The 24,372-nt window shown below is 64.1% G+C and carries 21 protein-coding genes; 9 read left to right on the forward strand and 12 right to left on the reverse strand.

What is annotated here, in order from left to right; all coding sequences use genetic code 11:
* Positions 1-90 precede the first annotated feature (90 nt).
* Entirely contained in the window at positions 91-1,023 is a 933-nt protein-coding gene (gene coaA, locus ACHIRB_RS20765) for a type I pantothenate kinase (RefSeq protein ID WP_395114742.1), read from the reverse strand.
* 121 nt (positions 1,024-1,144) lie between these two features.
* Here coaA and ACHIRB_RS20770 point away from each other — a divergent pair, with 121 nt between their 5' ends.
* From ACHIRB_RS20770 to ACHIRB_RS20790, 5 genes are all read left to right on the forward strand, one after another.
* Positions 1,145-2,341: a DUF885 domain-containing protein gene (locus tag ACHIRB_RS20770; protein ID WP_395114743.1), complete on the forward strand. Its 1,197-nt coding sequence runs from the start codon at positions 1,145-1,147 to the stop codon at positions 2,339-2,341.
* A 60-nt stretch (positions 2,342-2,401) separates the two neighbouring features.
* Entirely contained in the window at positions 2,402-3,694 is a 1,293-nt protein-coding gene (gene glyA / locus ACHIRB_RS20775; protein WP_395125581.1) for a serine hydroxymethyltransferase, read from the forward strand.
* A gap of 278 nt (positions 3,695-3,972) precedes the next feature.
* The gene (locus ACHIRB_RS20780; protein WP_395125582.1) at positions 3,973-5,376 is read left to right on the forward strand and encodes a PhoH family protein; all 1,404 of its coding nucleotides are present in this window, start codon (positions 3,973-3,975) and stop codon (positions 5,374-5,376) included.
* A 396-nt stretch (positions 5,377-5,772) separates the two neighbouring features.
* Entirely contained in the window at positions 5,773-6,387 is a 615-nt protein-coding gene (locus ACHIRB_RS20785; RefSeq protein ID WP_395125583.1) for an LGFP repeat-containing protein, read from the forward strand.
* Between the two features lie 103 nt (positions 6,388-6,490).
* Positions 6,491-7,354: an acyl-ACP desaturase gene (locus ACHIRB_RS20790; protein WP_395125611.1), complete on the forward strand. Its 864-nt coding sequence runs from the start codon at positions 6,491-6,493 to the stop codon at positions 7,352-7,354.
* Here ACHIRB_RS20790 and ACHIRB_RS20795 read toward each other — a convergent pair.
* The 4 genes from ACHIRB_RS20795 to glpX form a co-directional block, all read right to left on the reverse strand.
* Positions 7,351-7,800: a limonene-1,2-epoxide hydrolase family protein gene (locus tag ACHIRB_RS20795; RefSeq protein WP_395125584.1), complete on the reverse strand. Its 450-nt coding sequence runs from the start codon at positions 7,798-7,800 to the stop codon at positions 7,351-7,353. The two genes, ACHIRB_RS20790 and ACHIRB_RS20795, sit on opposite strands and share 4 nt — an antisense overlap.
* Complete coding sequence (locus ACHIRB_RS20800; protein WP_395125585.1) at positions 7,797-9,404, reverse strand: serine hydrolase; 1,608 nt, start codon at positions 9,402-9,404, stop codon at positions 7,797-7,799. The genes ACHIRB_RS20795 and ACHIRB_RS20800 overlap by 4 nt, the downstream gene beginning before the upstream one ends.
* A 171-nt stretch (positions 9,405-9,575) precedes the next feature.
* Entirely contained in the window at positions 9,576-10,976 is a 1,401-nt protein-coding gene (locus ACHIRB_RS20805) for a class II fumarate hydratase (protein ID WP_199708401.1), read from the reverse strand.
* Positions 10,977-11,022: 46 nt separating this feature from the next.
* Positions 11,023-12,063 (reverse strand): class II fructose-bisphosphatase, encoded by a 1,041-nt coding sequence (gene glpX / locus ACHIRB_RS20810; protein ID WP_199708400.1) that lies wholly within the window; start codon positions 12,061-12,063, stop codon positions 11,023-11,025.
* A gap of 153 nt (positions 12,064-12,216) precedes the next feature.
* Here glpX and ACHIRB_RS20815 point away from each other — a divergent pair, with 153 nt between their 5' ends.
* Entirely contained in the window at positions 12,217-12,777 is a 561-nt protein-coding gene (locus ACHIRB_RS20815; protein ID WP_395114754.1) for a DUF4245 domain-containing protein, read from the forward strand.
* 13 nt (positions 12,778-12,790) lie between these two features.
* Here the strand turns inward: ACHIRB_RS20815 and ACHIRB_RS20820 are convergent, their stop codons facing one another.
* From ACHIRB_RS20820 to ACHIRB_RS20835, 4 genes are all read right to left on the reverse strand, one after another.
* The gene (locus tag ACHIRB_RS20820) at positions 12,791-13,321 is read right to left on the reverse strand and encodes a pyridoxamine 5'-phosphate oxidase family protein (RefSeq protein ID WP_395114755.1); all 531 of its coding nucleotides are present in this window, start codon (positions 13,319-13,321) and stop codon (positions 12,791-12,793) included.
* A 50-nt stretch (positions 13,322-13,371) separates the two neighbouring features.
* Complete coding sequence (locus ACHIRB_RS20825) at positions 13,372-13,605, reverse strand: exodeoxyribonuclease VII small subunit (protein ID WP_199708397.1); 234 nt, start codon at positions 13,603-13,605, stop codon at positions 13,372-13,374.
* 88 nt (positions 13,606-13,693) lie between these two features.
* Positions 13,694-14,941, reverse strand: coding sequence for an exodeoxyribonuclease VII large subunit (gene xseA, locus ACHIRB_RS20830; RefSeq protein ID WP_199708396.1), 1,248 nt, complete (start codon positions 14,939-14,941; stop codon positions 13,694-13,696).
* Entirely contained in the window at positions 14,938-15,522 is a 585-nt protein-coding gene (locus ACHIRB_RS20835; RefSeq protein WP_199708395.1) for a lipid droplet-associated protein, read from the reverse strand. Before ACHIRB_RS20835 ends, xseA begins: the two co-directional genes overlap by 4 nt.
* A gap of 98 nt (positions 15,523-15,620) precedes the next feature.
* Here ACHIRB_RS20835 and ACHIRB_RS20840 point away from each other — a divergent pair, with 98 nt between their 5' ends.
* Positions 15,621-16,631 (forward strand): 4-hydroxy-3-methylbut-2-enyl diphosphate reductase, encoded by a 1,011-nt coding sequence (locus ACHIRB_RS20840; RefSeq protein ID WP_395114757.1) that lies wholly within the window; start codon positions 15,621-15,623, stop codon positions 16,629-16,631.
* A gap of 145 nt (positions 16,632-16,776) precedes the next feature.
* On the opposite strand, the gene ACHIRB_RS20845 is transcribed toward ACHIRB_RS20840, so the two are convergent.
* Together ACHIRB_RS20845 and ACHIRB_RS20850 are read right to left on the reverse strand one after the other, a co-directional pair.
* Positions 16,777-17,778: a DUF6542 domain-containing protein gene (locus ACHIRB_RS20845; protein WP_395125586.1), complete on the reverse strand. Its 1,002-nt coding sequence runs from the start codon at positions 17,776-17,778 to the stop codon at positions 16,777-16,779.
* A gap of 23 nt (positions 17,779-17,801) precedes the next feature.
* Positions 17,802-18,965, reverse strand: a complete 1,164-nt coding sequence (locus ACHIRB_RS20850) for a DNA recombination protein RmuC (RefSeq protein ID WP_395114760.1) — start codon at positions 18,963-18,965, stop codon at positions 17,802-17,804.
* A 134-nt stretch (positions 18,966-19,099) separates the two neighbouring features.
* Here ACHIRB_RS20850 and ACHIRB_RS20855 point away from each other — a divergent pair, with 134 nt between their 5' ends.
* Both ACHIRB_RS20855 and ACHIRB_RS20860 read left to right on the forward strand, forming a co-directional pair.
* On the forward strand, positions 19,100-20,269 hold the full coding sequence (locus ACHIRB_RS20855; protein ID WP_395125587.1) for an exonuclease SbcCD subunit D: 1,170 nt from the start codon (positions 19,100-19,102) through the stop codon (positions 20,267-20,269).
* Positions 20,266-23,244, forward strand: a complete 2,979-nt coding sequence (locus tag ACHIRB_RS20860; RefSeq protein WP_395125588.1) for an AAA family ATPase — start codon at positions 20,266-20,268, stop codon at positions 23,242-23,244. Before ACHIRB_RS20855 ends, ACHIRB_RS20860 begins: the two co-directional genes overlap by 4 nt.
* Here the strand turns inward: ACHIRB_RS20860 and ACHIRB_RS20865 are convergent.
* Entirely contained in the window at positions 23,195-24,352 is a 1,158-nt protein-coding gene (locus tag ACHIRB_RS20865) for an AI-2E family transporter (RefSeq protein WP_199708389.1), read from the reverse strand. The two genes, ACHIRB_RS20860 and ACHIRB_RS20865, sit on opposite strands and share 50 nt — an antisense overlap.
* Positions 24,353-24,372 lie beyond the last annotated feature (20 nt).

The raw sequence follows: 24,372 nt of genomic DNA on the forward strand, positions 1-24,372 counted from the left end.
GCCTCGGCGGAGCCCGACCCCAACTACCCGGCCGAAAGACCCACGGTTAGAGCAGAAGAGCCCGAAAGGACTCACGAGGCGCGCAGCGCCCTAGAGCTTTCGGAGCCGCAACCGATTGATCGCGTGGTCGGCATCTTTGCGCAGCACCAGCGTCGCTCTCGGTCTCGTCGGCAGGATGTTCTCGACGAGGTTGGGGCGATTGATCGAGTTCCAGATTTCGCGGGCCGCAGCTGTCGCATCACGATCGTTGAGCATCGAGTAGTGATGGAAATGTGAGTTCGGGTCGGCGAAGGACGTTGCCCGGAGCGCGAGAAACCTTTGTGTGTACCAGTTTTCGATGTCTTCGATCCGTGCGTCGACGTAGATCGAAAAATCGAACAGGTCCGACACCATCAGGCGTGGACCTGTCTGTAGAACGTTGAGTCCCTCGATGATCAGGATGTCGGGCTGATGCACCAGGTGATAGTGGCCGGGCACGATGTCGTAGAGCGTGTGCGAATAGACAGGCGCCGCAACCTCTTCGGCCCCCGACTTGACCTCGGTGACGAAGCGCAACAACTTGCGGCGATCGTAGCTCTCGGGAAAGCCCTTGCGATGCATGATGTTTCGACGAGTGAGCTCGGCCGTCGAGTAGAGAAAGCCATCGGTGGTCACGAGATCGATGCGGGAATGATGTTCCCAGCGAGCCAGAAGTGCCTGCAGCACACGAGCGGTCGTCGACTTGCCGACCGCGACACTGCCTGCCACGCCGATGACGAACGGCACCTGCCGATCGGGGTGTTTCTCGCCGAGGAAGGTTGCCGTCGCGGCGAACAGGCGTTGGCGAGCGGCAACCTGTAGGTGGATGAGACGCGCCAGCGGGAGGTAGATCTCGGCGACCTCTTCGAGATCGATCTGCTCGCCGAGGCCACGCAATCCGAGCAGTTCTTCTTCGGTGAGAATCAAGGGCGTTGCCCGTCGCAGGGTGCGCCACTGCTTGCGGTCGAATTCGACGTAGGGGCTCGGTTCGCTCACCCGTGCCATCCGCGCACCTCCAGTTGCATAGGTCGAATTGTGCTCGCAACGCGCAGTCCATGCGACGGCGGGACCGAGTGTGCTGTGACACCTGCTGCTCGAACGACGACGTCGACTAAGGTCGGACGGCATGGAATCCGACGCCTTGGTCCGCGAATACCTGCTGCTCGGGCTGTCGTTCGACCGGCTGGAAGACGGCTTCGTCGACGCCTTCACAGGTGATCCGCAATTGCGTAAGCAGGTCGAGAATGCCCCTGCGCCCGATCCGCGAAACCTGGCCCGCCGGGCGGCCGAGTTACGTAAGGAGTTGCCTGCAGCAGGTCTGGCGGAGGATCGCGCCACGTTCCTCGACGCGCATCTGCGTGCGTTGGAATGCTCGGGACGCAAGTTTGCGGGTGAGCAGATCGGCTTCGTAGACGAGGTGAAGCAGTACTTCGACGTCGACATCGCGCTCGGTGACGTCGACGACTACCGCGAGGCTCACGAGCAGATCGCCACGGTGCTGCCGGGGCCGGGAAGTTTCATCGAACGTGTGCAGGCTCATCGTGCAGCGGAGGAGATTGCGCCGGAGAAGTTGCGCGATTGTGTGGAGGCTTTCTCCAGCGCGCTGCGCGATCTGGTCCGCAAGGCCTATCCGCTGCCCGCCGAAGAGGTCGTCGAATACGAGGTCGTCGGCGACAAGCCGTGGTCGGGATTCAACTACTACCTCGGCAATTACACGTCGCGAGTGGCCATCAACTCCGATCTCAAACAGCATCTGGCGAATCTACCGAGGTTGATCGCGCACGAGTCGTACCCGGGTCACCACACCGAGCATTGCCGCAAGGAGGCGGGCCTCGTCGGGGCAGGTCAGCTCGAGCAGACACTGTTTCTCGTCAATACGCCGCAGTGCCTGATGGCCGAAGGTCTCGCTGACCTGGCGTTGCGGGCCATAGCCGGTCCCGAGTGGGGGCTGTGGGCGCAGGAGATCTACGCCGACCTCGGCATCCGCTTCGACGGCGAACGTGCCCAACGGCTTTCGGCTGCGTCGGCAAAGCTCCTCGGCGTCCGGCAGGATGCGGCACTCCTCTTGCACGATAGAGGCAGGAGCGAGGACGACGTCGCGGAGTTCTTGCAGCGCTGGTCGATGTCGACGCCGAAACAAGCGCGGCAGTCGCTTCGCTTCCTGTCCTCGCCGCTGTGGCGTGCCTACATCAGCACCTACGTCGAGGGCTACCGTCTGCTCGGTGGGTGGCTGGACGAGGCGCCGGCCGCAGCCGACCGATCGGAGCGCTTTCGCAGACTGCTCGACGAGCCGCTGACGCCGGGGGCGCTGCGCGCCTCGTGAGTCCTTTCGGCGGGCGGGACCTCCGAAAAGACTCACGAGGCAACGCCCTAGAATGATCGCGTGACCGATACTTCTGCGTCCGTGAACAACCTCTCGCTCGGTGAGCTCGACCCCGAGGTCGCTGCCGCGATGGCAGGGGAGTTGGCCCGCGAACGCGACACGCTCGAGATGGTCGCGTCCGAGAACTTCGTCCCGCGCGCGGTGCTGCAGGCGCAGGGGAGCGTGCTCACCAACAAGTACGCGGAGGGTTACCCCGGCCGTCGCTACTACGGCGGCTGCGAGCATGTCGACATCATCGAAACGCTCGCCCGCGATCGTGCGAAAGCTCTGTTCGGCGCGGACTTCGCGAACGTGCAACCGCACTCCGGTGCGCAGGCCAACGCAGCGGTCCTGATGGCGCTGATGAACCCGGGCGAAAAGTTGCTCGGTCTCGATCTCGCGCACGGTGGCCACCTCACACACGGCATGCGCCTGAACTTCTCCGGCAAGTTGTACGAGGTGCACTCCTACGGGGTGAGCAAGGAAGATCACCGGATCGACATGGACGAGGTGCGCAAGATCGCACTCGAGTCGCGGCCGAAGGTGATCGTCGCAGGTTGGTCGGCATACCCGCGGCACCAGGATTTCGCGGCTTTCAGGTCGATCGCGGACGAGGTCGGCGCGTACCTCTGGGTCGACATGGCCCACTTCGCCGGCCTGGTTGCAGCTGGTCTGCACCCGTCGCCGGTTCCGTACGCCGATGTCGTGTCGACGACGGTCCACAAGACGCTCGGCGGACCCCGTTCGGGGCTGATCCTCGCCAAGCAGGAGTGGGCGAAGAAGCTGAACTCTGCGGTGTTCCCCGGTCAGCAGGGCGGTCCGCTTATGCATGCGATCGCTGCGAAGGCAGTGTCGCTCAAGGTTGCGGGCACCGACGAATTCAAGAACCGCCAGGAACGCACCATTTCCGGAGCCAAGATTCTCGCCGACCGGCTGACCGGTGCCGACATCGCGGGCAAGGGCATCAGCGTGCTGACCGGTGGCACCGACGTCCACCTCGTCCTCGTCGACCTTCGTAATTCCGAACTCGACGGCCAGCAGGGCGAAGACCTGCTGCACGAGGTCGGCATCACCGTGAACCGCAACGCCGTGCCGTTCGATCCCCGTCCGCCGATGGTGACCTCCGGCCTCAGGATTGGAACCGCCGCCCTGGCGACCCGTGGCTTCGGCGACACCGAGTTCACCGAGGTTGCCGACATCATTGCGACCACGCTCGCCGGCGGCGATCTCGAAACCCAGCGTCGACGCGTATCCGCCGTCGCCGCGGCCTTCCCGCTGTACCCCGGCCTCGAAGACTGGCGCCTGCTCGGCTGAGCCGTTCACTCGGACAGTCGAGACTGTTGATACGGCCGTGACTCGCGTTAATAAGTTGTTCACCGACACGCCCTCGTGCGGGGCGACCGGATCGTGCGAATAGCAGTAGCGTCGGCAGTACGGGTAGCGGGGAAGCCGCCCGTGCGGGAGGTTCTGATCGTGGCTGATTCATTCAGTTCGAGGGGACCGGCACCCGGTCCTCGTGTCATCTGACACACAGGACCCGCCGGTCCAGCGAGTGAGTTTGCGTGGGTGCCATGCAGACGTAGGAGCCTCACGTGACTGCAACACGAGCCGTTTCCGCTTCATCGGGACGCACGGGGACAGCGTCGAAATCCCCCTCGCACCGCTCCACTGGACAATCCCCCGACACCTCTCCTTCGACCGGTGTGCGCACCTATGTGCTCGACACATCCGTGTTGTTGTCGGACCCGTGGGCGGTGATTCGATTCGCGGAACACGACGTCATCCTTCCGCTGGTCGTGATCGGTGAACTCGAAGGCAAACGGCATCACCACGAGCTCGGCTGGTTCGCTCGCGAATCCTTGAGAATGCTCGACGACCTGCGCTTGCAGTACGGACGGCTGGACCGGCCCGTACCGATCGGCACGGAGGGCGGCACGCTGCAGGTCGAGCTCAACCACACCGACCCGACCGTCTTGCCCGTCGGATTCCGCACGGACACAAACGATTCCAGAATTCTGGCGTGTGCTTTGAATCTCGCGGCCGAAGGTCGCGACGTGATCCTGGTCAGCAAGGACATACCGCTGCGCGTGAAGGCGGGTGCGGTCGGACTCCCCGCCGACGAGTACCACGCTCACGACGTCGTCCCGTCGGGCTGGACCGGAATGACCGAACTCGACGTGGCGTCGACGACGATCGATCAGCTTTTCAGCGAGAGTGTGATCGACATCGACGAGGCGCGAGAGTTGCCGTGCCACACCGGAGTTCGGCTGCTCGGCGGGAGTTCGAGCGCGCTGGGACGCGTGACGCCGGACAAGCGCGTCCAGTTGGTCCGTGGTGAGCGTGAGGCCTTCGGATTGCACGGACGATCGGCTGAGCAGCGCATCGCGCTGGAACTGCTCCTCGACGAGAGCATCGGCATCGTCTCCCTCGGCGGTAAGGCAGGCACCGGAAAGTCAGCGCTTGCCCTTACCGCCGGACTCGAAGCGGTACTCGAGCGGCGAACGCAGCGCAAGGTGGTCGTCTTCCGGCCGCTGTATGCGGTCGGTGGGCAGGAACTCGGCTACCTGCCGGGCAGCGAGAGCGAAAAAATGGGTCCGTGGGCGCAGGCGGTCTTCGACACCCTCGACGGGCTCGCCAGCCCTGAGGTGATGGAGGAAGTGATCCATCGCGGCATGTTGGAAGTGTTGCCGCTGACGCACATTCGCGGCCGGTCGCTGCACGACTCCTTCGTCATCGTCGACGAGGCTCAGTCGCTGGAACGCAATGTGCTGCTCACCGTTCTGAGCCGACTCGGCAGCGGTTCGCGAGTGGTGTTGACGCACGACGTTGCCCAGCGCGACAACCTGCGGGTCGGCCGCCACGACGGTGTCGCCGCGGTGATCGAGAAGTTGAAGGGACATCCGCTCTTCGCGCACATCACGTTGACGAGGAGTGAGCGCTCGCCCATCGCGGCGCTGGTCACCGAAATGTTGGAAGAATTCGGACCGAACTCCTAGATAAACGCCTCGCCTGATGGGCGGTTGAAAGGTCGAAACAACCTTTCAACCGCCCATTCCGTTGCATAGCCGCCTATTCGCCAGGAATTTTTTCGGTGATGTTTGGATCACCGAAGGCAGGGGTACGAAGCCTGAGTGCTGGTCGGGGAGTGTGCCAATTCAACCGTTAAAACGGTCAGTTGGCATTTATATTTGCGGAATTTCCCGCGAATATCGTTGCGGTGCACGACAGGCCGTTCAACCCCTCGACTGTCGCTCGGGAGATCGCGTTTCCGGCTTGTGTCAGCCGACGATCTTTTAAGAAGAATTTGCCCCGCTGTTGCGGGTGGCTCCGATACGCTCCCACCCGGGTGCGTGCCATACGTCACCCGTATTCCATCGAGAGGATCGAAAAGTATGCGCCAAATTGCCAAGAGAACTGCCGCTTTTGCCGCCGCGACAGCTGCGGTTGCGTTGGTCGCCGTCGGTTGTGGCGAAGACGACAAGGCGTCCGACGTGGTCGAGTCGGCCAAGTCGAGTGCCGGTCAACTCACCGAATCGCTGAAGCCGTCCGCATCCGAAGAGAGTGGCACCGAAGGCTCATCCACGACCGCGGAGGGGTCGGCGGCGGAGTCAACGGAAGCCAGCGGAACCGAAGGTGCAGGCGGGGAGACCAAGATCGCCGGTCCCGACGGCCAGGAGTACACAGTCGCAGGTCCGATCCTCGCGAAGTACACCGCGTCGGGTGGTCCGACGAGCCCACTCGGTGCACCGACAAGCGCGGAGGAAGCTGCTCCCGGTGGCGGTAAGTACCAGGAGTTCGTCGGCGGCATCATCTACTGGAACGACAAGACGCAGGCGCACGTCGTCTGGGGCAAGATCCGCGAAGCCTGGGAAGCAGAAGGCGGACCGGAGGGCTCGCTCGGCTACCCGATCTCCGATGAGAAGGACATCCCGGGAGGCAAGCAGAGCGACTTCGAAAACGGTCACATCACGTTCGTGAACAACGAGACCACGGTCGTTCCGAAGTAGCAGTAAGCGCAGGTGTCGCGTGGTGGCCGTCGACTATGACGGCCACCACGCGTCTGTTTCCCCGGGTGCTGACTCACACTCGACGGTGCGCAGCGACTACCGTATGGGCGTGCCTGACGAAATGAACGACAAAGCGCTGCTGATCGCGCTGGCTCCTGTCGTGGAAGAAAACCTGCATCTCCATGGTGACGCCGCCGAAGGCTGGCAGCCGCAGGACCTCGTTCCGTGGGACGACGGTCGCAATTTCGCCTTCCTCGGCGGTGAGGACTGGGCTCCAGAGCAGTCGACGCTCAGCGAGATCGGCAAGCTCGCTCTCACAGTCGGTGTGCTCGCAGCCGACAACATGCCGTCCTATCACCGGGAACTGGCCAAGCATCTGCGGATCGGTCCGTGGTGGCGTTGGGTCGGGCGCTGGACTGCCGAGGAGAATCGGCACTCGATCGTCATCCGTGATTACCTCGTTCTGACGCGCGCCGTCGATCCCGTCGCACTCGAACGCATCCGTATGACGCACATGACCAACAACTACAACGCGCCCGCGATGCACCTGATCGAGGTGCTCGTCAACGCGGCCTTCGAAGAGACCGCATCGAGCATTCGCCATCGCAACACGGCAAAGCTTGCAGGCGATCCCGTTGTCGCCGGCATCTGCGAGAAGATCGCCACCGACGACGAACTGCAGCGCGACTTCTACGCCAACATCGTCGTCGCCGCACTGGATCTGGTTCCCGATCAGGCGATGCGCGCGATCGCGGACCGAGTCCGTGGCTTCAAGGTTCCGACGATTCCGCTCGCCGACGGTCGGGACAGCACCACCGACCTCGCCGAGGCAGGCATCTACGATCCCGCGCGCCAGGACGAACTGGTGTTCCGCCCGTTGCTGGAGAAGTGGAACGTCTTCGAGCGCACCGACCTCGGCGTCGACGGCGAAAAGGCCCGCGAGGAACTTGCGCGCCTGCGCGTCTAGTCGAGCGCAGGAGTGCGGCGCAGCACGGCCTGGGTCAGGCCGACTGCGGTGCCCTTTGCGAAGTTCGCCCAGCTGAAGTAATCGTGCCAGATGGCGATCTTGCCGTCGCGAAGCTCGAATGTGCCACATACCCAGAAGGCGATCCGTACCGGACCGAAGCGGAGCACGTCCGTGCGTTCGGTCAGCACGACGCTTTCGGAACTAGCCGTAGCCGATTCGGCGATGTGGTGGATGTGAGCCGCGAACCCGACACGAAGTTTCGGGCCCATCGATAGCGCACGGTCGAGATTTCCAGCGCCACGAGCGGTCGACAGCGAGTTGTTGATCCACTCGACGTCGTCGGTGACGAGTTCGAGTGCCTCTGCGGTCGCATCCACCTCCAGCGCCCCGAGAAATTCTCGGACCGTTGTCGTTGCGTCCTGTTTGATGTCGCTGAGCGGTGTCATCGATTGAACCTACCCAATCCGTCCTCGTCGAAATACTCGAGCGTCAGGGAGTTGCCCGAGAACGTTGCCTTGGAGATCGATCCCGGTGCTGCGTTTTCCCCACTCAGCGGGAACGTGAAGGTGTCACCGTCCCAATGTGTCAACGGGTAGGTGACGTTCTTGGGGCCCATCGTCAGCACCAGATTGCCGTTGGTTTCGGCGATTGTCGCCGGACCCCAGTACTCGTTGTCGTAGCGGCCTGCCAGGGACTGCAACGGCGGCGGGGGAGCGGGGTTGGTCGGTGCGGTCTGGCCTACCAGCGACCCTGCCGGATCGTCGAGTGCGGACAAGGCGTCTCGGTACAGGTCGCGCCAGTTCTCCCGAACCTCACCGAACTGGACGAGGTCGCTGAATTCTGCGGTCAACGTTTCGGGAAGCCCGATCGGTGCGGCGTTGGTCAGCGCGACGATGGCAACGTCTGCGGACGGAATCACCAGGAAGTTGGTTCCCGCGCCGAGTGCGAACGCTCCGGAATGGCTGTACACGGTGCGTCCGGCCGGTGACGTACCGACGTTGAATCCGTACCCGTAGAACCCGGCGCGAGCGTCAGGTGAGGTCGACGGCGAGGACACCGATTGGACCGATATCGCGGGCAGTATCGCGTCGCCCGGAGCGATCTCCTTGTCGTCGAAACGGCCGTTCGCCAACATCATCGTCAGCCACTTGGACATGTCGTTGACCGACGAACTGACACCGCCCGCAGGCGATTGCTCGTCCGGCTCGCGGACGTACTCGGCGACCCATTCGTTGTCGACTTTCACATGCCCGACTGCATGGTTCGGCCTGGCCTCGAAATCGGCGAATCGTGAACTTGTCGACGACATCCCCAGTGGTTGATAGAGCACCTCGTCGGACAGCTGCGCCCAATCGGTGTTGGCAGCGGTCGCTACTGCCTCTGCGGCTGCGGTGAGCCCGAAGTTGCCGTAGTGGTAGCTGATTCGGAACGGGTCGAGCGGTTCGAGCCGTAGCCGTTCGAGGATCTGTCTGCGGTCGAAGCCGATTTCTTCGAGATTGTCACCCGCGTGGAGTGGTAGTCCGGAGCGGTGTGAAAACAGGTCGCCGATCGTGACTGTCTGCGTGACCAACGGGTCGCGCAGGGCGAACCAGGGCAGCTTCGAGGCGATGGGTGTGGTCCAATCGATCGACTTGGTACCGACCTGATGGGCGACCACAGTCGCGGCCAACGACTTCGACACCGACGCCAGCTGGAACACCGTGTCCGCATCCACGGAGTCGCCGCTGCCGACATCGCGAACACCGAAACCTTTTGCGTACACGGTCTTTCCGCCGTGGACCACTGCTACTGCCATGCCGGGTATGCCGGACGACGCCATGAGCTCGTCGACGATACCGTCCAACTTGCCGACCGCTTCGTCGACGCGGCCATCGGGAATGGGAACTCCCGCAACAACATTCGGGGGCGCAGCGGCCGCGGCGGGGTCTGCGGATTCGGTATCGGTCGTGTCTGTGTTCTCGGGCGTCACCGTCGTACAACTGCAGACGAGTCCGACGATCGAAAATACGGTCGCGGCGATCATGGTCGCGCGCCGGCTGTGCCGAGTCATGGGCAAACCGTAGTCCTCGGCCCGCGCCTCGGATAGATCTTGAACGACGCCCTTTCAGGTGCTAACAGCGACGAGTTGGCGCGCCGCTCACCCAGAGGACACGAAGCGGGGACCGCTGCACGAATGCTGCGATCCCCGCTGTCGGAAATCCTGTGACGATGTGGCCGTGCCCTACTTCACTTTTGCCATTGCGAGGACGTCGAGGCGACGGTCGAGTTCTTCCTCCGACAGCTTGTCGCCGATGAGGCCACGGTCGACGACGGTCTGGCGGATCGTCTTCTTCTCCTTGAGCGCCTGCTTGGCGACGGCAGCTGCCTCTTCGTAACCGATCGCCGAATTCAGCGGAGTCACGATCGACGGCGACGATTCCGCAAGTTCCTTGAGGTGATCGACGTTCGCGATCAGGCCGCTGACGCACTTGTCGGCGAACAGCCGTGAGACGTTGGCGATCAACTTGAACGATTCGAGGAGGTTGCGCGCCATCATCGGGATGTAGACGTTGAGCTCGAACGCGCCGGCCGCGCCACCCCATGCGACTGCGGCGTCGTTACCGACGACCTGCGCTGCGACCTGCGTAACCGCTTCCGGCAGAACCGGATTGACCTTGCCGGGCATGATCGAGCTGCCTGGCTGCAGGTCGGGAAGCTGGATTTCGCCGAGTCCGGTCAGCGGACCCGATCCCATCCAGCGGATGTCGTTGGCGATCTTGGTCAAGGAGATGGCGATGGTGCGCAGCGCACCCGATGCTTCGACGAGGCCGTCACGTGCGGCCTGGGCCTCGAAGCTGTCCTTGGCGGGGGTGAGTGCGTCGACACCGGTCGAGGCGACGAGTTCGGTGACGACCTTGGGGCCGAAGCCGTCCGGTGCGTTGAGACCGGTGCCGACCGCGGTGCCACCGATGGGAAGTTCACCGAGGCGGGGGAGCGTCGACTGCACGCGCTCGATGCCTGCCTGAATCTGGCGGGCATAGCCGCCGAACTCCTGACCGAGGGTGACGGGAACGGCGTCCATCAGGTGGGTCCGGCCCGACTTGACGACGGTCTTCCACTCGGTCGCCTTCGCGGCGAGCGCCTCGTGCAGGTATTCGAGCGCTGGAATCAGATCGGTGACAGCGGCTTCGGTCGCGGCGACGTGCGTCGCGGTCGGGAACGTGTCGTTGGACGACTGCGACATGTTGACGTGGTCGTTGGGGTGCACGTCGACGCCGTTCGCCTTCGCGATGCTGGCGATGACCTCGTTGGCGTTCATGTTCGAGCTGGTGCCCGACCCGGTCTGGAAGACGTCGATCGGGAACTGGTCGTCGTGTTTGCCCTCAGCGATCTCGTTCGCAGCCGCGATGATCGCGTCGGCCTTGTCGGCGTCGAGCAGGCCGAGGTCCTTGTTGACCTTCGCGCACGCGCCCTTCAGCAGGCCCATCGCGCGGATCTGGGTGCGCTCGAGTGGCCGGAAGCTGATCGGGAAATTCTCGACGGCCCGTTGCGTTTGTGCACGCCACAGGGCATCGATGGGGACGCGGACCTCGCCCATCGTGTCGTGCTCGATGCGGTATTGCTGTTCTGTGCTCTCGGTCATGAGGTAAACCTTGCCAGTTGTGGGTCGGGGAGCGGGCGGCCGGAGATCAAGGCATCGGAAAATCTGCGCCGTCTTCACCATCGAAGTCGACTGCCGAATATTCACGCAGCTTGGTGAGGCGGTGGTAGGCGTCGATCATGCGAACGGTGCCGGACTTGGAGCGCATCACGATCGACTGCGTTGTTGCTCCGCCGCCGCTGTAGCGAACGCCGCGCAGCAGGTCGCCGTCCGTCACGCCGGTTGCGCAGAAGAAGACGTTCTCGCCGGAGACCAAGTCTTCGGTCAGCAGGATGCGGTCGAGATCGTGGCCTGCGTCGATCGCCTTCTGGCGTTCCTCGTCGTCGGTCGGGGCAAGACGACCCTGCAGAACCCCGCCCATACAACGCATCGCGGCGGCGGCGATGATGCCTTCGGGTGTGCCGCCCGTGCCGACGAGAATGTCGGTACCCGATTCGGGCCGTGCGGCAGCGATCGCTCCCGCGACGTCGCCGTCGGAGATGAGCCGGATGCGGGCACCGGTGTCTCGCACCTTCTGGATGAGGTCGTTGTGCCGTGGCCGATCGAGAATGCACACGGTTATGTCGGAGACGGACGATTTCTTCGCCTTCGCGACGCGACGGATGTTCTCCGAGACGGGCGCGGTGATGTCGATGACGTCCGCAGCGTCGGGTCCGACGGCGATCTTGTCCATGTAGAACACGGCCGACGGGTCGAACATGGAACCGCGTTCGGACACCGCGAGCACCGAGATGGCGTTCGGCATACCCTTCGACATCAGCGTGGTTCCGTCGACGGGATCCACAGCGAAGTCGCAGTCGGGTCCGTCGCCGTTGCCGACGAGTTCGCCGTTGTAGAGCATCGGTGCTTCGTCTTTTTCGCCTTCGCCGATGACGACGACGCCGCGCATGGATACCGAGCTGACCAGTTGCCGCATCGCGTCGACCGCGGCACCGTCGCCGCCCTCTTTGTCACCGCGTCCGACCCAGCGTCCGGCCGCCATAGCTCCAGCCTCGGTGACTCGTACGAGTTCGAGGGCGAGGTTGCGGTCCGGTGCTTCGCGTCGACTGGGTTTGATGCTGGACGTCATCCGCAGTGCCTCCTGGTTACGTCACGCGGCGGCCTCGTGTGCCGGCGTCGGGAACATGGGTGATTCTTTCAGAACGGCTTGTGCAGCCGTGCTTTGGCCTGTACCACGCCTGCCAGTGTGACGGCCGAACTCGGGGCTGGGATACTTTTCGGCGTGGCCTCCGACAAACCCCGCATATTTCACAGCTCGCGCGATATGGCTCTCTCGCTCATCCCGCTCGTGCTTCTGTGCTTGGCGATCGCGGGGATTGCCAGCCAGTGCAGCTTCAGCCCCGGCGGTCCGAAACCTGGGCCGGTACCGACGATCGACGTCGACGCGGTCTCCCAGGTCGATGCGCGTGAGCTCGGATTCCCGATACGAAAGCCGGTGTTGCCGGACGGTTGGCAACCCAACTCGGCCGAGCGCGTCCAAGTTCCTGGCGGCAGCGTGTCGAGTCGAATCGGCTACGTCTCTCCGAACGGCCGTTACGTCGAAATCCACCAGAGCAATGCGAGCGAAGACGCGTTGGTCCGCAAGGTCGTCGGCGAGAGCACCGCGGTCGGCACCGAAACGATCGGCACTCGCAAGTGGGTGGTCTACGGCGGCGAAGGTGAGAAACGGGCATGGTTCGCGAACTTCGGCGACGTCTCCATCCTGATTGCCGGTGGAGCGACGGCCGCGGAGTTCGCCGAAGTCGCACAGGCCATCGGGGACGCGACGCCGCTGCCGCGGTGACCTCGGGGGATGACTAGGGGTGGCTGGGGCCGACGTAGTCGAACCGCCACCTGGTCGGTGCGTGCAGATTCGATTCCCAGCCGAAGACAACCTGGGGAAACACTCGGAACACTGGTCCGCCGGAGCCGTCGCTGTCCTCGATTCCGACTGCGGTCGGGTGCATCGGCCAGTCGTATTTCGATCCGTAGTGCTCGCACATCCTGCGCAGTTCGCCGGCTGCGATCGCCGGTCGCGCGGTTCCCTCGATGATCACCGCCGCATCGCCGTCCTCGAGATTCACGCTGATGGCAGCGTTGCCCACGAGGTTGTGCCGAGCAAGTGAGCCCGTGCTGAACCACAACGAATTATCGAGCCAGACACCCCAAACGGGGCGAGTATGCGGACGACCGTCGGGGCGGTTGGTCGAGATCCAGTAATTCTTCGCCAGCGACAGGCGCGCGATTGCCCATGTCCACGGCAGCAAACTGGAACCCGTCGAAGGGGCGCCGAACAGAATCGGCGCCGACGCAGGGGGATCGCCCGGCACAGCAGATGACGCATCCACAAAACCGACGATAGTCCTCGTCGGAGCTGTGATCGAAGAGCAAAGCGAGACTACTTTCGGTTGGCCTCCGCGGCCGCGAGTGCTGCTTCGACTCGACCACGTGCACCGGCGAGGTGCTCCTCGCAACGGTTGGCAAGCGCCTCCCCACGCTCCCAGAGAGCGAGCGAGGCATCGAGGTCCAATCCGCCTTGTTCGAGGATTCGAACGACGTCGACGAGTTCTTCGCGGGCCGCTTCGTAGCCCATCTGCGAGATTTCTGTTGGGGTGTCGTCACTGTGCGGCAATGTTCCGTCGCTTCCATCAAGTACTTCGATCGTCGCGCCGAGGGCGGCGGAGCGACAGTGGGAATTATCGGGGAATTATCGGGGGGTCCTATCGATGCGGCCCGAGCGATGCAGCGCTGACAGCACCGTCAGCAACCCGAATCCGAAGCTGCGCTCCGGGCGGGGCATCGGCAACAGAACGTAGCACGTGTGGGTCCGCGCTTCCGTTCATTCGCTGGACGACCGCGTATCCACGCGCAAGTGTCGCCGCTGGTCCGAGTGTCGTCAGGCGCTCTCGGAGATGAGCGGCCCGCGTGCCTTCCAGATCGAGCGCGCGAACGATGTCGCGCCGGGCGGCTTGCCTCAGCATGGCAATCTCGTCCGCACGACCTGCGAGGTCGCGAGTCGGCTCGGCCAGTGCTGGACGACTTCGAATCTGGCCGATCACGCGGAGTTCGCGTTCGACCCACCCGCGCAGCGCAGCCACGGCACGACCTCGATAGTCGGCGACCAGTGCTTGCTCGGCATTGGCATCGGGAACGACGCGTTTGGCTGCGTCGGTCGGCGTCGCGGCACGAAGGTCCGCGACATAGTCGCTCAGCGGGCTGTCTGGTTCGTGGCCGATCGCACTGACGATCGGCGTTCGCGCCGCGACGATCGCACGGCACAGCGTCTCGTCCGAAAACGGCAGCAGATCTTCGACGCTGCCGCCGCCGCGCGCAAGGATGACGACGTCGACGTCGGCATCGGCGTCCAGTTCTGCGATGGCGGTGAGCAACTGCGGAACAGCGGTCGGACCTTGGACGGCAACATTCTTGATCACGAATCGCACTGCAGGCCAACGGCTTTGCGCGACCGAAACGACGTCGCGTTCAGCGGCGCTTGCCCTGCCCGTTACCAGCCCGATCGTCCTGGGCAGGAACGGAATCGGTCGTTTCAAGCGAGGATCGAAGAGCCCCTCCGCCGCGAGCAGCGCCCGCAGGCGCTCGATCCTGGCCAAGAGTTCGCCGATGCCGATTGCGCGAATTTCGGTGACACGCAGCGAGATCGTGCCCCGGCCGGGATAGAAGGCGAGCTTGCCGAACATGATCACGCGGCTGCCCTCGGTCAACGCCACGGGCGAATCTCGGATCAGTTCCGGTGTACAGGTCACCGTCAACGACATGTCGGCGGCGGGATCACGTAATACGACGAATGCGGTCCGCGTGCCGGGCCTGACGTTGATCTGAGTTATCTGGCCCTCGACCCAAATGCTGCCGAGGCGATCGATCCACTGGGTGACCTTCGTTGACACCGACCGGACCGGCCACGGATTCTCGGCAGAGTTGGAGGTCCGTGGTTGCTGGGCAGCAGTCACTTCGCCTTCGTTGAAACAATCCTGTTGGACAGCATCGTCACGAACGGGGCGCGCGCAAGGCTGCCCTCTTCGTAGTCGAGCAGTGCCGTCAACTCTTCGAGTGACAAGTTCCGCAACCGTGCGCGCAGCTGTGCAAGCGTCAGGTTGGCGTAATCGAGGTACGCAGCAATCTCCGGCTCGGCTGCCGGTTCAGGCGCTGGAGCCGCATTCGACGACGCGTTCGTCGATCGCGGGGTGCTCACGCCTGCGCGCTGCTCCTTCGGCGGCATCGAGTACAACGCGAAGCGACCCGGGGTTTCCGAGCGTTCGGCGATATCGGGCACATCGAGTTCGGTCTCGTCCTCGTCGAACGTCGCCCACTCCGGTTGGTCCTGATCAGGGCCGAGCAGCGGACTGAAAACCCGATCGCCCTTGATGGCCAAGCTCGTGAGGAACTGTTGGAAATGCATCCCGGTCTGGAGCATCTGGCTGAACGCGGTCATCGGCAGCGTCACAGCAGTCGAAGGGAACTTACGCGTCTCTTCGAGTATGTACACCGCGGCACCAGCGGCAACCCGCGCCAGATAAGGAGGTCGAATCATAACCATAGGGTGCCTGACGAGCGGCAGATTTGGTAGTTGAGAGTGTGATCCGTCCTTGTGAGGGCGGATGGAGCGCCATCGACACGTATCCTCGAGGTATGTCTGCGCCTGTACCACTCAATGTCGGGATCACACGATCTGCGGGTCGAGGTGGCGTCGGTACCGCGACCGGTAAGCGAGTCCTGCTGGCAGAACCGCGTGGTTACTGCGCCGGGGTCGACCGCGCTGTCGAAACCGTCGAGAAAACACTCGAGAAGCACGGCGCCCCCATCTACGTGCGTAAAGAGATCGTCCACAACCGCCACGTGGTCGAAACGCTGGAAGACCAGGGCGTCATCTTCGTGGACGAAACCGACGAAGTTCCGGAAGGTTCGCTGCTCGTCTTCTCCGCGCACGGAGTGTCGCCTGCCGTGCACGACGCCGCAGCGAGTCGCAGCCTGCGCACGATCGACGCCACGTGCCCGCTGGTGACCAAAGTGCACCAGGAAGCCAAGCGGTTCGCGCGCGACGACTACGACATTCTTCTCATCGGCCACGAAGGCCACGAAGAGGTCGAAGGAACTGCCGGCGAAGCACCGAATCACGTCCAGTTGGTCGACGGACCCGATTCGGTGGACCGCGTCACTGTCCGCGACGAAGCCAAGGTCATCTGGCTGTCGCAGACCACCCTGAGCGTCGACGAGACCATGCAAACGGTCGCCCGGCTGCGCGAGAAGTTCCCCACGCTGCAGGATCCGCCGAGCGACGACATCTGCTACGCGACCCAGAACCGGCAGGTCGCCGTCAAAGCGATGGCGCCCGAATGCGATTTGGTGATCGTCGTCGGCTCGAAGAACTCGTCCAACTCGGTGCGGCTCGTCGAGGTAGCACTCGGAGCGGGTGCCCGCGCCTCGTACCTGGTCGACTACGCCCGCGAGATCGACACGACCTGGTTCGACGGCTGCCAGACAGTCGGCCTCACCTCGGGTGCGTCGGTGCCAGAAGTGCTGGTCCGCGGGGTGATCGACCTACTCGCCGAGCACGGCTTCGCCGACGTACAGCCGGTGACGACAGCCAACGAGACCCTGGTCTTCTCGCTGCCAAGAGAACTGCGTGGGAGCCGGACCTAACCGGGGTTAACGCGAACGAAGATCGCGGAGGGGCCAGTGTGAGCTGGACTGACGACTGAGGGAGCGCAGCGACCGAAGGAGGAGGGAAGCTCACACGCAAAAGGCCCCGAAGCCCAGCGAGCGGAGCGAGCCAATGTCACAGTCACTACTCTTCGCGATCTCTATAACGCACTCTTGGGCTTGGGTGGGCCGGGACATCGGCACGCCTGCGCCCCTCTGACGTTTGCCTTCGTGGCTGCGGAGCTGCGTAGTCCTGAGCTGCGTAATCTCGCGCTGGGTAGTCCTGAGCTGCATAATCTCGAGCTGCGTGATCCCGCGCCGCATAGTCCCGAACTGAATAGTCGTGGACCAGCCGTTCTGCGCGTGGGGTCGAACGTGTCGCCGGCGGATCTTCCGGTGGCTTCGGGTACCGGTATCGATAGGTGCCGGGCGCCTCGGACTGCGGTGCTTCGCGCGGGGTGCGGTCGCGCGTCGGCGGATCGTCGTAGCGCTTCGGACGAATTGGCTCGTCCCGATAGGCACCGCGCGCCGGGGGAGTCTCGCGTCCTGTCGGAGGCTCGCGACGGGTACTGCGGGCGTCGCGTCGCGGCGGGGTGGGGCCTGCTTCCGCTTCGGGCTTCGAGGGTCGACGTGGACGAGTGCCGGGTCGTGGTCGACGAGGCTCGTCCTCGGCTGCCGATGCGCTGCGGGTTCGACGCGGGAGTGTGCTGCGTTGCTGGCTGACGAGGAACATCCGAACGAGGCCGATGATCAGCGCGAGCAATGTTGTCGCCAGCATGGTCGGAAATCTGTCGACCAGAGGTAGCGCAACGTTGAGAAGTATGTCCCTGAGTGACTTGCGGGGTTCCTCGGTGAAGTACTGAGATGCCAGCGGCACTGCGATGAACAAGATGAGCGGTGGCTGGACCATTGCGGTGAACAAGCCACGATGACGAACCGCGATAACCGCTGCGATGCAACCGAGGAAATAGAGCACGGAGAACGCGCCCGTCAGTTCTGAGCCACGCGAGGCATCGATCAGGAAGCCGACGAACGTGGCTCCAACGGCGATGAGCACTGCGATCGCGGCCGACACGCCGGGTACCGTCGGCAACGCCGACCGTTGCGCTAGAGGCACGGAGGAGCGAGCGCGTTGGTAACCAGACACATAACGACATTAACCGCTGAAAATCAGAATGCATCGTTGGCATGACCGTTGGTAGGGGAGATATTGGCCAAGCCGACGGCGCGCGGCCAGGATTCGACTTGTTCGACGTCGGGCACATCGCCTTCGAAGGACGGCAGGTCGTTCAATTTCCGTGCAGTCACCAGCACTCGAGACTCCATCGATGCGACCGTCTGATTGAACGATTCGACGGCCTTACCAAGTTGTCTCCCAAGGCGATCCAGGTGGGTGGCGGCAACATTGAGACGCGAGTAGAGGTCGCGGCCGAGTTGCTGGATCGTGGCGGCATCCTTCGACAGCGATTCCTCGCGCCACGTGTGGGCGATCGTTCGGAGGAGAGCGATAAGCGTCGTTGGTGTCGCAAGGATCACGTTCCGCGCAAATGCGTACTCGAGCAGCTCACCATCGGTCGACAGTGCGGCGTCGAGAAACGGATCGCCTGGGAGAAACAGCACGACGAACTCGGGCGTCGGAGTGAAGTTCTCCCAGTAGGCCTTCTCCGACAGTTGGTCGACGTGCGCACGGAGTCGGCGGGCGTGCCGTGCGAGGTGTGCGGTGATCGCGCGTGGATCGTCTTCCTCAATCGCATCGAGATACGCGGCAAACGGAACCTTCGAGTCGACGACGATCTGCTTGCCGCCTGCAAGGTGAACCAACAGGTCAGGGCGGGAGCCAGCGCGCGTCACCTGGGTATCGAAATCGCAGTGCCGAACCATCCCGGCGAGCTCGACGACTCGCTCCAGCTGCATCTCGCCCCACCGCCCGCGCACCTGCGGAGCTTTGAGCGCGCCGACCAGCTGGCTCGTCTGCGTCGTCAGCTGTTGCGACGTTCGGTGCATACCGGCGACCTGTTCGCGGAGGCCTGAATACGCGTGAGCCCGTTGGTTCTCGACCTGATCGACATGCTGGGTCAGCGCGCCGACCGCCTCGCGAAGTGGCGTGACGACCTGGGAGATCTGCTCGCCGATCGCGCCGGACTGCCTGCGTGCCGAATCCTCGCTGGCTGCGCTCACGGACTGTCGAAGCAGATGCTCGTTTTCGCGCATTGCTGCGAGAGCGGCCTCGGCTCGCGCCGCGCGGTGATCGGAGCGCGAGGCATGCAGCAGCCAGCCGAACGCGGTGCCGAATGCCGCCGCCAGCAGGAGCCCGAGTGCTGTCATCGCTGTCATGGCGGTGATCGTGCACGAGGCCACCGACAAGTTCGCCGCACGGATTGCGCCGTCGGCGGATGTGAGCGGATCCGACTGCGAAACGCTGGCCCGGCTCACCGAAACTGTCGGTGGATACGCCTACCGTCGGCGACATGAGGATCTTGCACACCTCCGATTGGCATATCGGACGCAGCTTCCACGGTGTGGACCTGCTCGCCGATCAGTCGTGTGCGCTCGAAGCCATTGCCGAACTCGTTGCCGAATGTCGCGTCGATGTCGTGGTCGTCGCCGGCGATGTGTACGACCGTGCAGTTCCGAATGCTGATGCGATCGACGTGTGCAACAAAGGGTTCGAGGCGATCAGGGCAGCGGGCGCCGTCATCGTCGCGACGTCGGGCAATCATGATTCGCCGGCTCGCCTCGGTGCAGCAGCCACGTTCGCTGCTGCTGGTGGACTGCACCTGATCACTCGTATCGGTTCGGTCGATCGGCCTGTCGTGCTCTCCGACGAGCATGGGCCTGTTGCGATCTACGGCATTCCCTATCTCGAGCCGGAGACCTCGCGTGTGGAACTCGGAGTGCCGCAAGCCCGTTCGCATGCACACGTGCTCGACGCTGCGATGGCTCGAATCCATGCCGACATCGCTGCGCGTGGTGTACCCCGCAGTGTCGTACTTGCCCACGCGTTCGTCGTCGGTGGCACCGCGACGGGATCGGAACGGTCGATCTCCATTGGCGGTGTCGAAACCGTCCCGCTCGACGCGTTCGCCGGAATCGACTATGTCGCACTCGGTCACCTGCATTCGCCACAGACGCTGGCCGAGGGCGTCAGGTACTCGGGTTCCCCGCTGCCGTACTCCTTCGGCGAACGCACGCATCGCAAAGCGGTGTGGTTGGCAGACCTCGGCCCACATGGTTTGGTCGGTGTCGAGCGTCGCGATCTGCCTGTCGTTCGGCCGCTCAGTCGACTGACGGGGACTGTCGACGAACTGCTGACCGATCCGACCTTCGATGCGGCGCGCGGACACTATGTCAGCGCGGTACTCACCGACGTCGTCCGTCCGGTCGACGCGATGCGCAGGCTGCAGACGCGATTTCCTCACGCGGTACACGTCGAATGGCAACGGCTGCAATCCGATTCGGCTCTTCCCTACCGGGCTCGCGTGCGTGGTCGCACGGACATCGATGTTGCCCGCAGCTTCTTCACCGACGTCTACGCCGAACCGTCCGCACGCGAGCTCGGCTGGCTGCGAGAGGCATTGGCCGCAGCCATCGACGAGAACCGCGCTGATCCCGAAGTGCCGCTGGAGGAAACGGCGTGAGGCTGCACAAGCTCGAGGTCACTGCGTTCGGGCCTTTCGCCGACACGGCAACGGTCGACTTCGATGCACTCGGCACCGATGGGCTGTTCCTACTGCACGGCAACACCGGAGCCGGCAAGACAACGGTGTTGGACGCCATCGCATTTGCGCTGTACGGCACTGTCCCGGGCGCGCGAAGTGAATGCAAACGTCTGCACTCCGATCATGCGCCCGCAGGTGTGGTGCCGCAGGTTGTCCTCGAAGCGACGATCGGTGGGCGTCGTCTGCGGCTGGTCCGCAGCCCCCAACACGAGCGCCCGAAGCTGCGCAGCACCGGAATCCGGGTAGAGAACGCCAAAGCGACACTGACGTGGTTGGACGGTGGTCGGAACCTGACGCGGATCCCGGAGATCGGCGACGAGATCAACAAATTGCTCGGAATGTCCGCCGATCAGTTCTTCCAGGTTGTGCTGCTCCCGCAGGGCGAGTTCGCTCGCTTTCTGTGCGCTGAGAACGACGAGCGCCAGCGACTCCTCGAAAGGCTCTTCGACACAGAACGTTTCGGCCGCGCCGAAGATTGGCTCGCCAACCGGCGCCGTACGAGCGCCGACCGACTCGCCGATCGTCTACAGGCCGTCGATCGCCTGCTCGCGCAAATTTGCACGGCGGCCGGGGTCGCTGAACCGGAGCCCGATGCACTCGAATGGGCGCAGCAGCTGCTGGCCGAGGCGCGGACCGCCAAGGCCGCGACCGAACAACATTTGCGCTCCTGCGAAGGCGTGTCGACGGATGCTGCACAACGGTTGGCAGACGCCCGTCGTACCGCGGATCTGCAGCGTCGGATGGCAACCGCCGCAGCACAACTCGAAGCATACGAGTCCTCCGCCGAGGACCGCCAGCACGTCACCGACGAACTTGCGCGGGCTCGCAGGGCGGAGTCGGTCGCTGCGTCGCTGACCGCAACCATTACAGCGAAAGAGTATGCGGCAAAAACGTATTCGGTGTTCGAGCACGCCTCGGCCGAACTCGCGGACCTGCCCGAGGGCGCCGAACTGGCCGGTGCGGTCGGGTGGCCCGCGGGTCCGGCGGATTCCGCGGTGATCGATGCTGCGGTCCGGCGATGGACCGAAGAGATCAGCAGGCTCGACGACCTCGTCGCAGATTCGAGGGAGTGCCTGCGCCTGCAAACGGCTCGGGACGCCCTGGTTGCCGAACGAGACGACCTTTCTGCAAAGGCGGCCGCACACAACGCCGAACGTGAGCTGCTTCCGGACCTTCTTCGATCGTTGGAAGACGACCTTCTGCGCGCCGTCGAGACTGCTGCAACACTGCCCGCCCGCATCAAGCGGCGCGACGATGCGGCGGACGCGAACGCGGCAGCCGTCGAATATCGGAGACAGACAGCAACTTTGACCGGTGCGCGAGAGCGGGTCAATGCGCTGCGGACGCGCCAGCTCGAGGCGAAGGAGCATGTACTTGCACTCCGGGAGCGCCGCCTCGCGGGTATGGCGGCAGAACTTGCGGGTGCGTTGGTCGATGGTCAGCCGTGTCAGGTGTGTGGTTCCGCCGAACATCCGTCGCGGGCAGAGCCTGTCGACGACTCGGTATCGGATGCCGACGAGCGGCTCGCTGCGGCAGCCGAGGCCGCCGCAGTGACCGAGCGAGACGCGGCTGTTGCCGTGCTCGCGTCGGTCGAGCGTGGCATCGATGCGCTGGTCGGGCGCGGTGGGGATCGAGCAACGACCGAACTTGCGGAAGAATTGGCAGCCGCTGATGCAGCTGTGGAACATGCGACTGCGGCGCAGCGACACTCGATACAGCTGGAGCAGAAGCTGATTCACGAGCGTAAGCGCGCCGACGACCTGGACCGTGTCATACGCGACGCGGAGCGACGGCTCAGCGCGCTTGCCGAACGAATCGAGACGACGAACGAACGTATTGCCGCCCTGCGTGATCGGGCCGGAACGGCGATGGGGGCCGACGGGACGGCGGAAGAAGCTCTCTCGAAGCTCGACCTGCTCGTGCACAGGGCGCTGCGCTGGCGCGACGTGCGCACCGAGGCAAGCGGTGCTGCCGCGTCGGCCGAGCAGGCGACCGATCGAGTCGAGCGGCTGGCCGCAGACAACGGGTTCGAGTCGGCAGCGGCCGCCGGGGCGGCGAGGCGGTCGAACGAGAGGCAACGTGCGATCGAGCAGGTGCTGGCGGACGCCGCCGACCTCCGAGCTCACGCGAAAGCAGTTCTGGGGGATCCGGATATCATCGCTGTTCGCGATCTGCCGCCAGCCGATCTCGAGGCACTCTCGGAAACGAATCGCCGCGCAGCAGCAGACCTACACGCCGCCCTCGTCGCGCACACCGAAGCAGCGCAGCGTTCGAAGCAGTTGGAGGAGTTGACCGCCCATTTGTGGTCAGCGCTCGACCGGCTCGCACCGATGCAGAACGACCACGACGAGTTGGAGCGCGTCGCCGAACTGGTCGCCGGGCGCGGGCAGAACTCTCGTCGAATGTCGTTGCGCTCGTATGTTTTGGCGGCGCGGTTGGAGGAAGTTGCTATCGCTGCCTCTGCGCAGCTGCGTCGGATGTCGGGCGGTAGGTACGAGTTCGTGCATACCGACGCGCGGGGGTCCCGCGGCAAGCGTGGCGGCCTCGGCCTCGACATCAGTGACGACTACACCGGTTCGGTGCGGCCTGCGAAAACGTTGTCCGGTGGCGAGAGTTTCACTGCGGCGCTTGCACTCGCGCTCGGCCTCGCCGATGTGGTCGCAGCGGAATCAGGCGGGCTGATACTCGACACACTCTTCATCGACGAAGGCTTCGGCGGTCTGGACGACGAAGCTCTCGATTCGGTGATGGGCGTCCTGGACGAGCTGCGCGCAGGCGGCCGGGTTGTCGGCGTCGTCAGCCACGTCGACGAAATGCGACAGCGAATTCCGAACCGCCTACACGTCATTCGGGGTCGGGCGGGCTCGCGTCTCGAGGCGCAGGTGGCAGGCTGACCGTCGCGGCGTCGATCTGTTCGCCGAGATAGCGGATGATGACGGCAGCCACTGCGGCTGCCGGCACCGCGAGGAAAGCCCCGACGATTCCGTACAGCGATCCGCCCGCGGTCACCGCGAGCAGCACGATCGCGGCATGCAGGTTCATGCTGCGGCTCTGCAGGATCGGCTGCAGGACGTTGCCCTCGATCTGCTGCACCGCGAGGATGATGCCGAGAACGATCAGGGCGGTTGTGAAACCGTTGCCGACGAGTGCGACCAACACCGCAAGCACACCGGCGACCAAAGCTCCGACGATCGGGATGAACCCGCCGAGGAACGTGATGACGGTGAGGACCAAAGCAAGCGGAACGTCGAGGATCACAAGTCCGATGCCGATGAACGCGGCATCGATGAGACTGACGAGCGCCTGCGTTCGGATGAAGCCGCCGAGGGTCGCCCACACTCTCGTGAACAGTTCTTCCAGATGATGGCCGGTCCTTCGGCCGGTGACCGAATGCAGCCACGGGATGAAACGGGGGCCGTCCTTGATGAAGAAGAAGGTCAGGAAAAGCACGAGAACGAACGCGACGAGGAACGACGTTGCGGCGCTGACTCCGCTGAACACACCGGTCGCGATCGCTTCGGCACTGGCCTCGACCTTGGTCACGATGGCTTGGACCGCGGAATCGAGTTGCTCGTCGCGGATGTTCAGCGGTGGACCCTGCAACCAGTCGCGGACCTGGTTGACGCCGTCGGTGGACTTGTCGGCGAGTTCTGGGGCCTGATCGACGACGGACGGGACGATCACGGCGATGATGCCCGCGAGTACTGCGAAAAACGTCAGCAGGCTTATGCCTGCGGCTGCCGCGGGTGGCGCGCCGCGCTTGGTCATCGCCCGGGTCGGTGGCCACAGCACGGTCGCGATGACGATCGCCATCAGGACCGGCAGTGCGATGACCCAGAGTTTCGAGATGACGTAGCCGGTGACCCACGCGCCCGCAGCGATCGCAACGATGCAGATCGACCACTTGGCAAGCCAGAGCAGTCCTTTCCCGATGACGTCACCGCGATCGACGTCGAAAGTGCCTGCGAGAGCCTCCGCTGGTTTATCGTCCGGTTCGGTCACGGATTCAGACTATCCGTGCG

This window comes from Antrihabitans spumae (assembly GCF_043944905.1).
Taxonomy (GTDB): domain Bacteria; phylum Actinomycetota; class Actinomycetes; order Mycobacteriales; family Mycobacteriaceae; genus Antrihabitans; species Antrihabitans spumae.

Excerpts from the sequence above, each read along its gene's own strand:
- ACHIRB_RS20800 (WP_395125585.1), bottom strand. The coding sequence starts at position 9,404 with ATGACTCGGCACAGCCGGCGCGCGACCATGATCGCCGCGACCGTATTT.
- ACHIRB_RS20840 (WP_395114757.1), top strand. The coding sequence starts at position 15,621 with ATGTCTGCGCCTGTACCACTCAATGTCGGGATCACACGATCTGCGGGT.
- glpX (WP_199708400.1), bottom strand. The coding sequence starts at position 12,063 with ATGACGTCCAGCATCAAACCCAGTCGACGCGAAGCACCGGACCGCAAC.
- ACHIRB_RS20770 (WP_395114743.1), top strand. The coding sequence starts at position 1,145 with ATGGAATCCGACGCCTTGGTCCGCGAATACCTGCTGCTCGGGCTGTCG.
- ACHIRB_RS20850 (WP_395114760.1), bottom strand. The coding sequence starts at position 18,965 with ATGACAGCGATGACAGCACTCGGGCTCCTGCTGGCGGCGGCATTCGGC.
- ACHIRB_RS20855 (WP_395125587.1), top strand. The coding sequence starts at position 19,100 with ATGAGGATCTTGCACACCTCCGATTGGCATATCGGACGCAGCTTCCAC.
- ACHIRB_RS20790 (WP_395125611.1), top strand. The coding sequence starts at position 6,491 with ATGGGCGTGCCTGACGAAATGAACGACAAAGCGCTGCTGATCGCGCTG.
- ACHIRB_RS20805 (WP_199708401.1), bottom strand. The coding sequence starts at position 10,976 with ATGACCGAGAGCACAGAACAGCAATACCGCATCGAGCACGACACGATG.
- coaA (WP_395114742.1), bottom strand. The coding sequence starts at position 1,023 with ATGGCACGGGTGAGCGAACCGAGCCCCTACGTCGAATTCGACCGCAAG.
- ACHIRB_RS20795 (WP_395125584.1), bottom strand. The coding sequence starts at position 7,800 with ATGACACCGCTCAGCGACATCAAACAGGACGCAACGACAACGGTCCGA.
- ACHIRB_RS20835 (WP_199708395.1), bottom strand. The coding sequence starts at position 15,522 with ATGATTCGACCTCCTTATCTGGCGCGGGTTGCCGCTGGTGCCGCGGTG.
- ACHIRB_RS20785 (WP_395125583.1), top strand. The coding sequence starts at position 5,773 with ATGCGCCAAATTGCCAAGAGAACTGCCGCTTTTGCCGCCGCGACAGCT.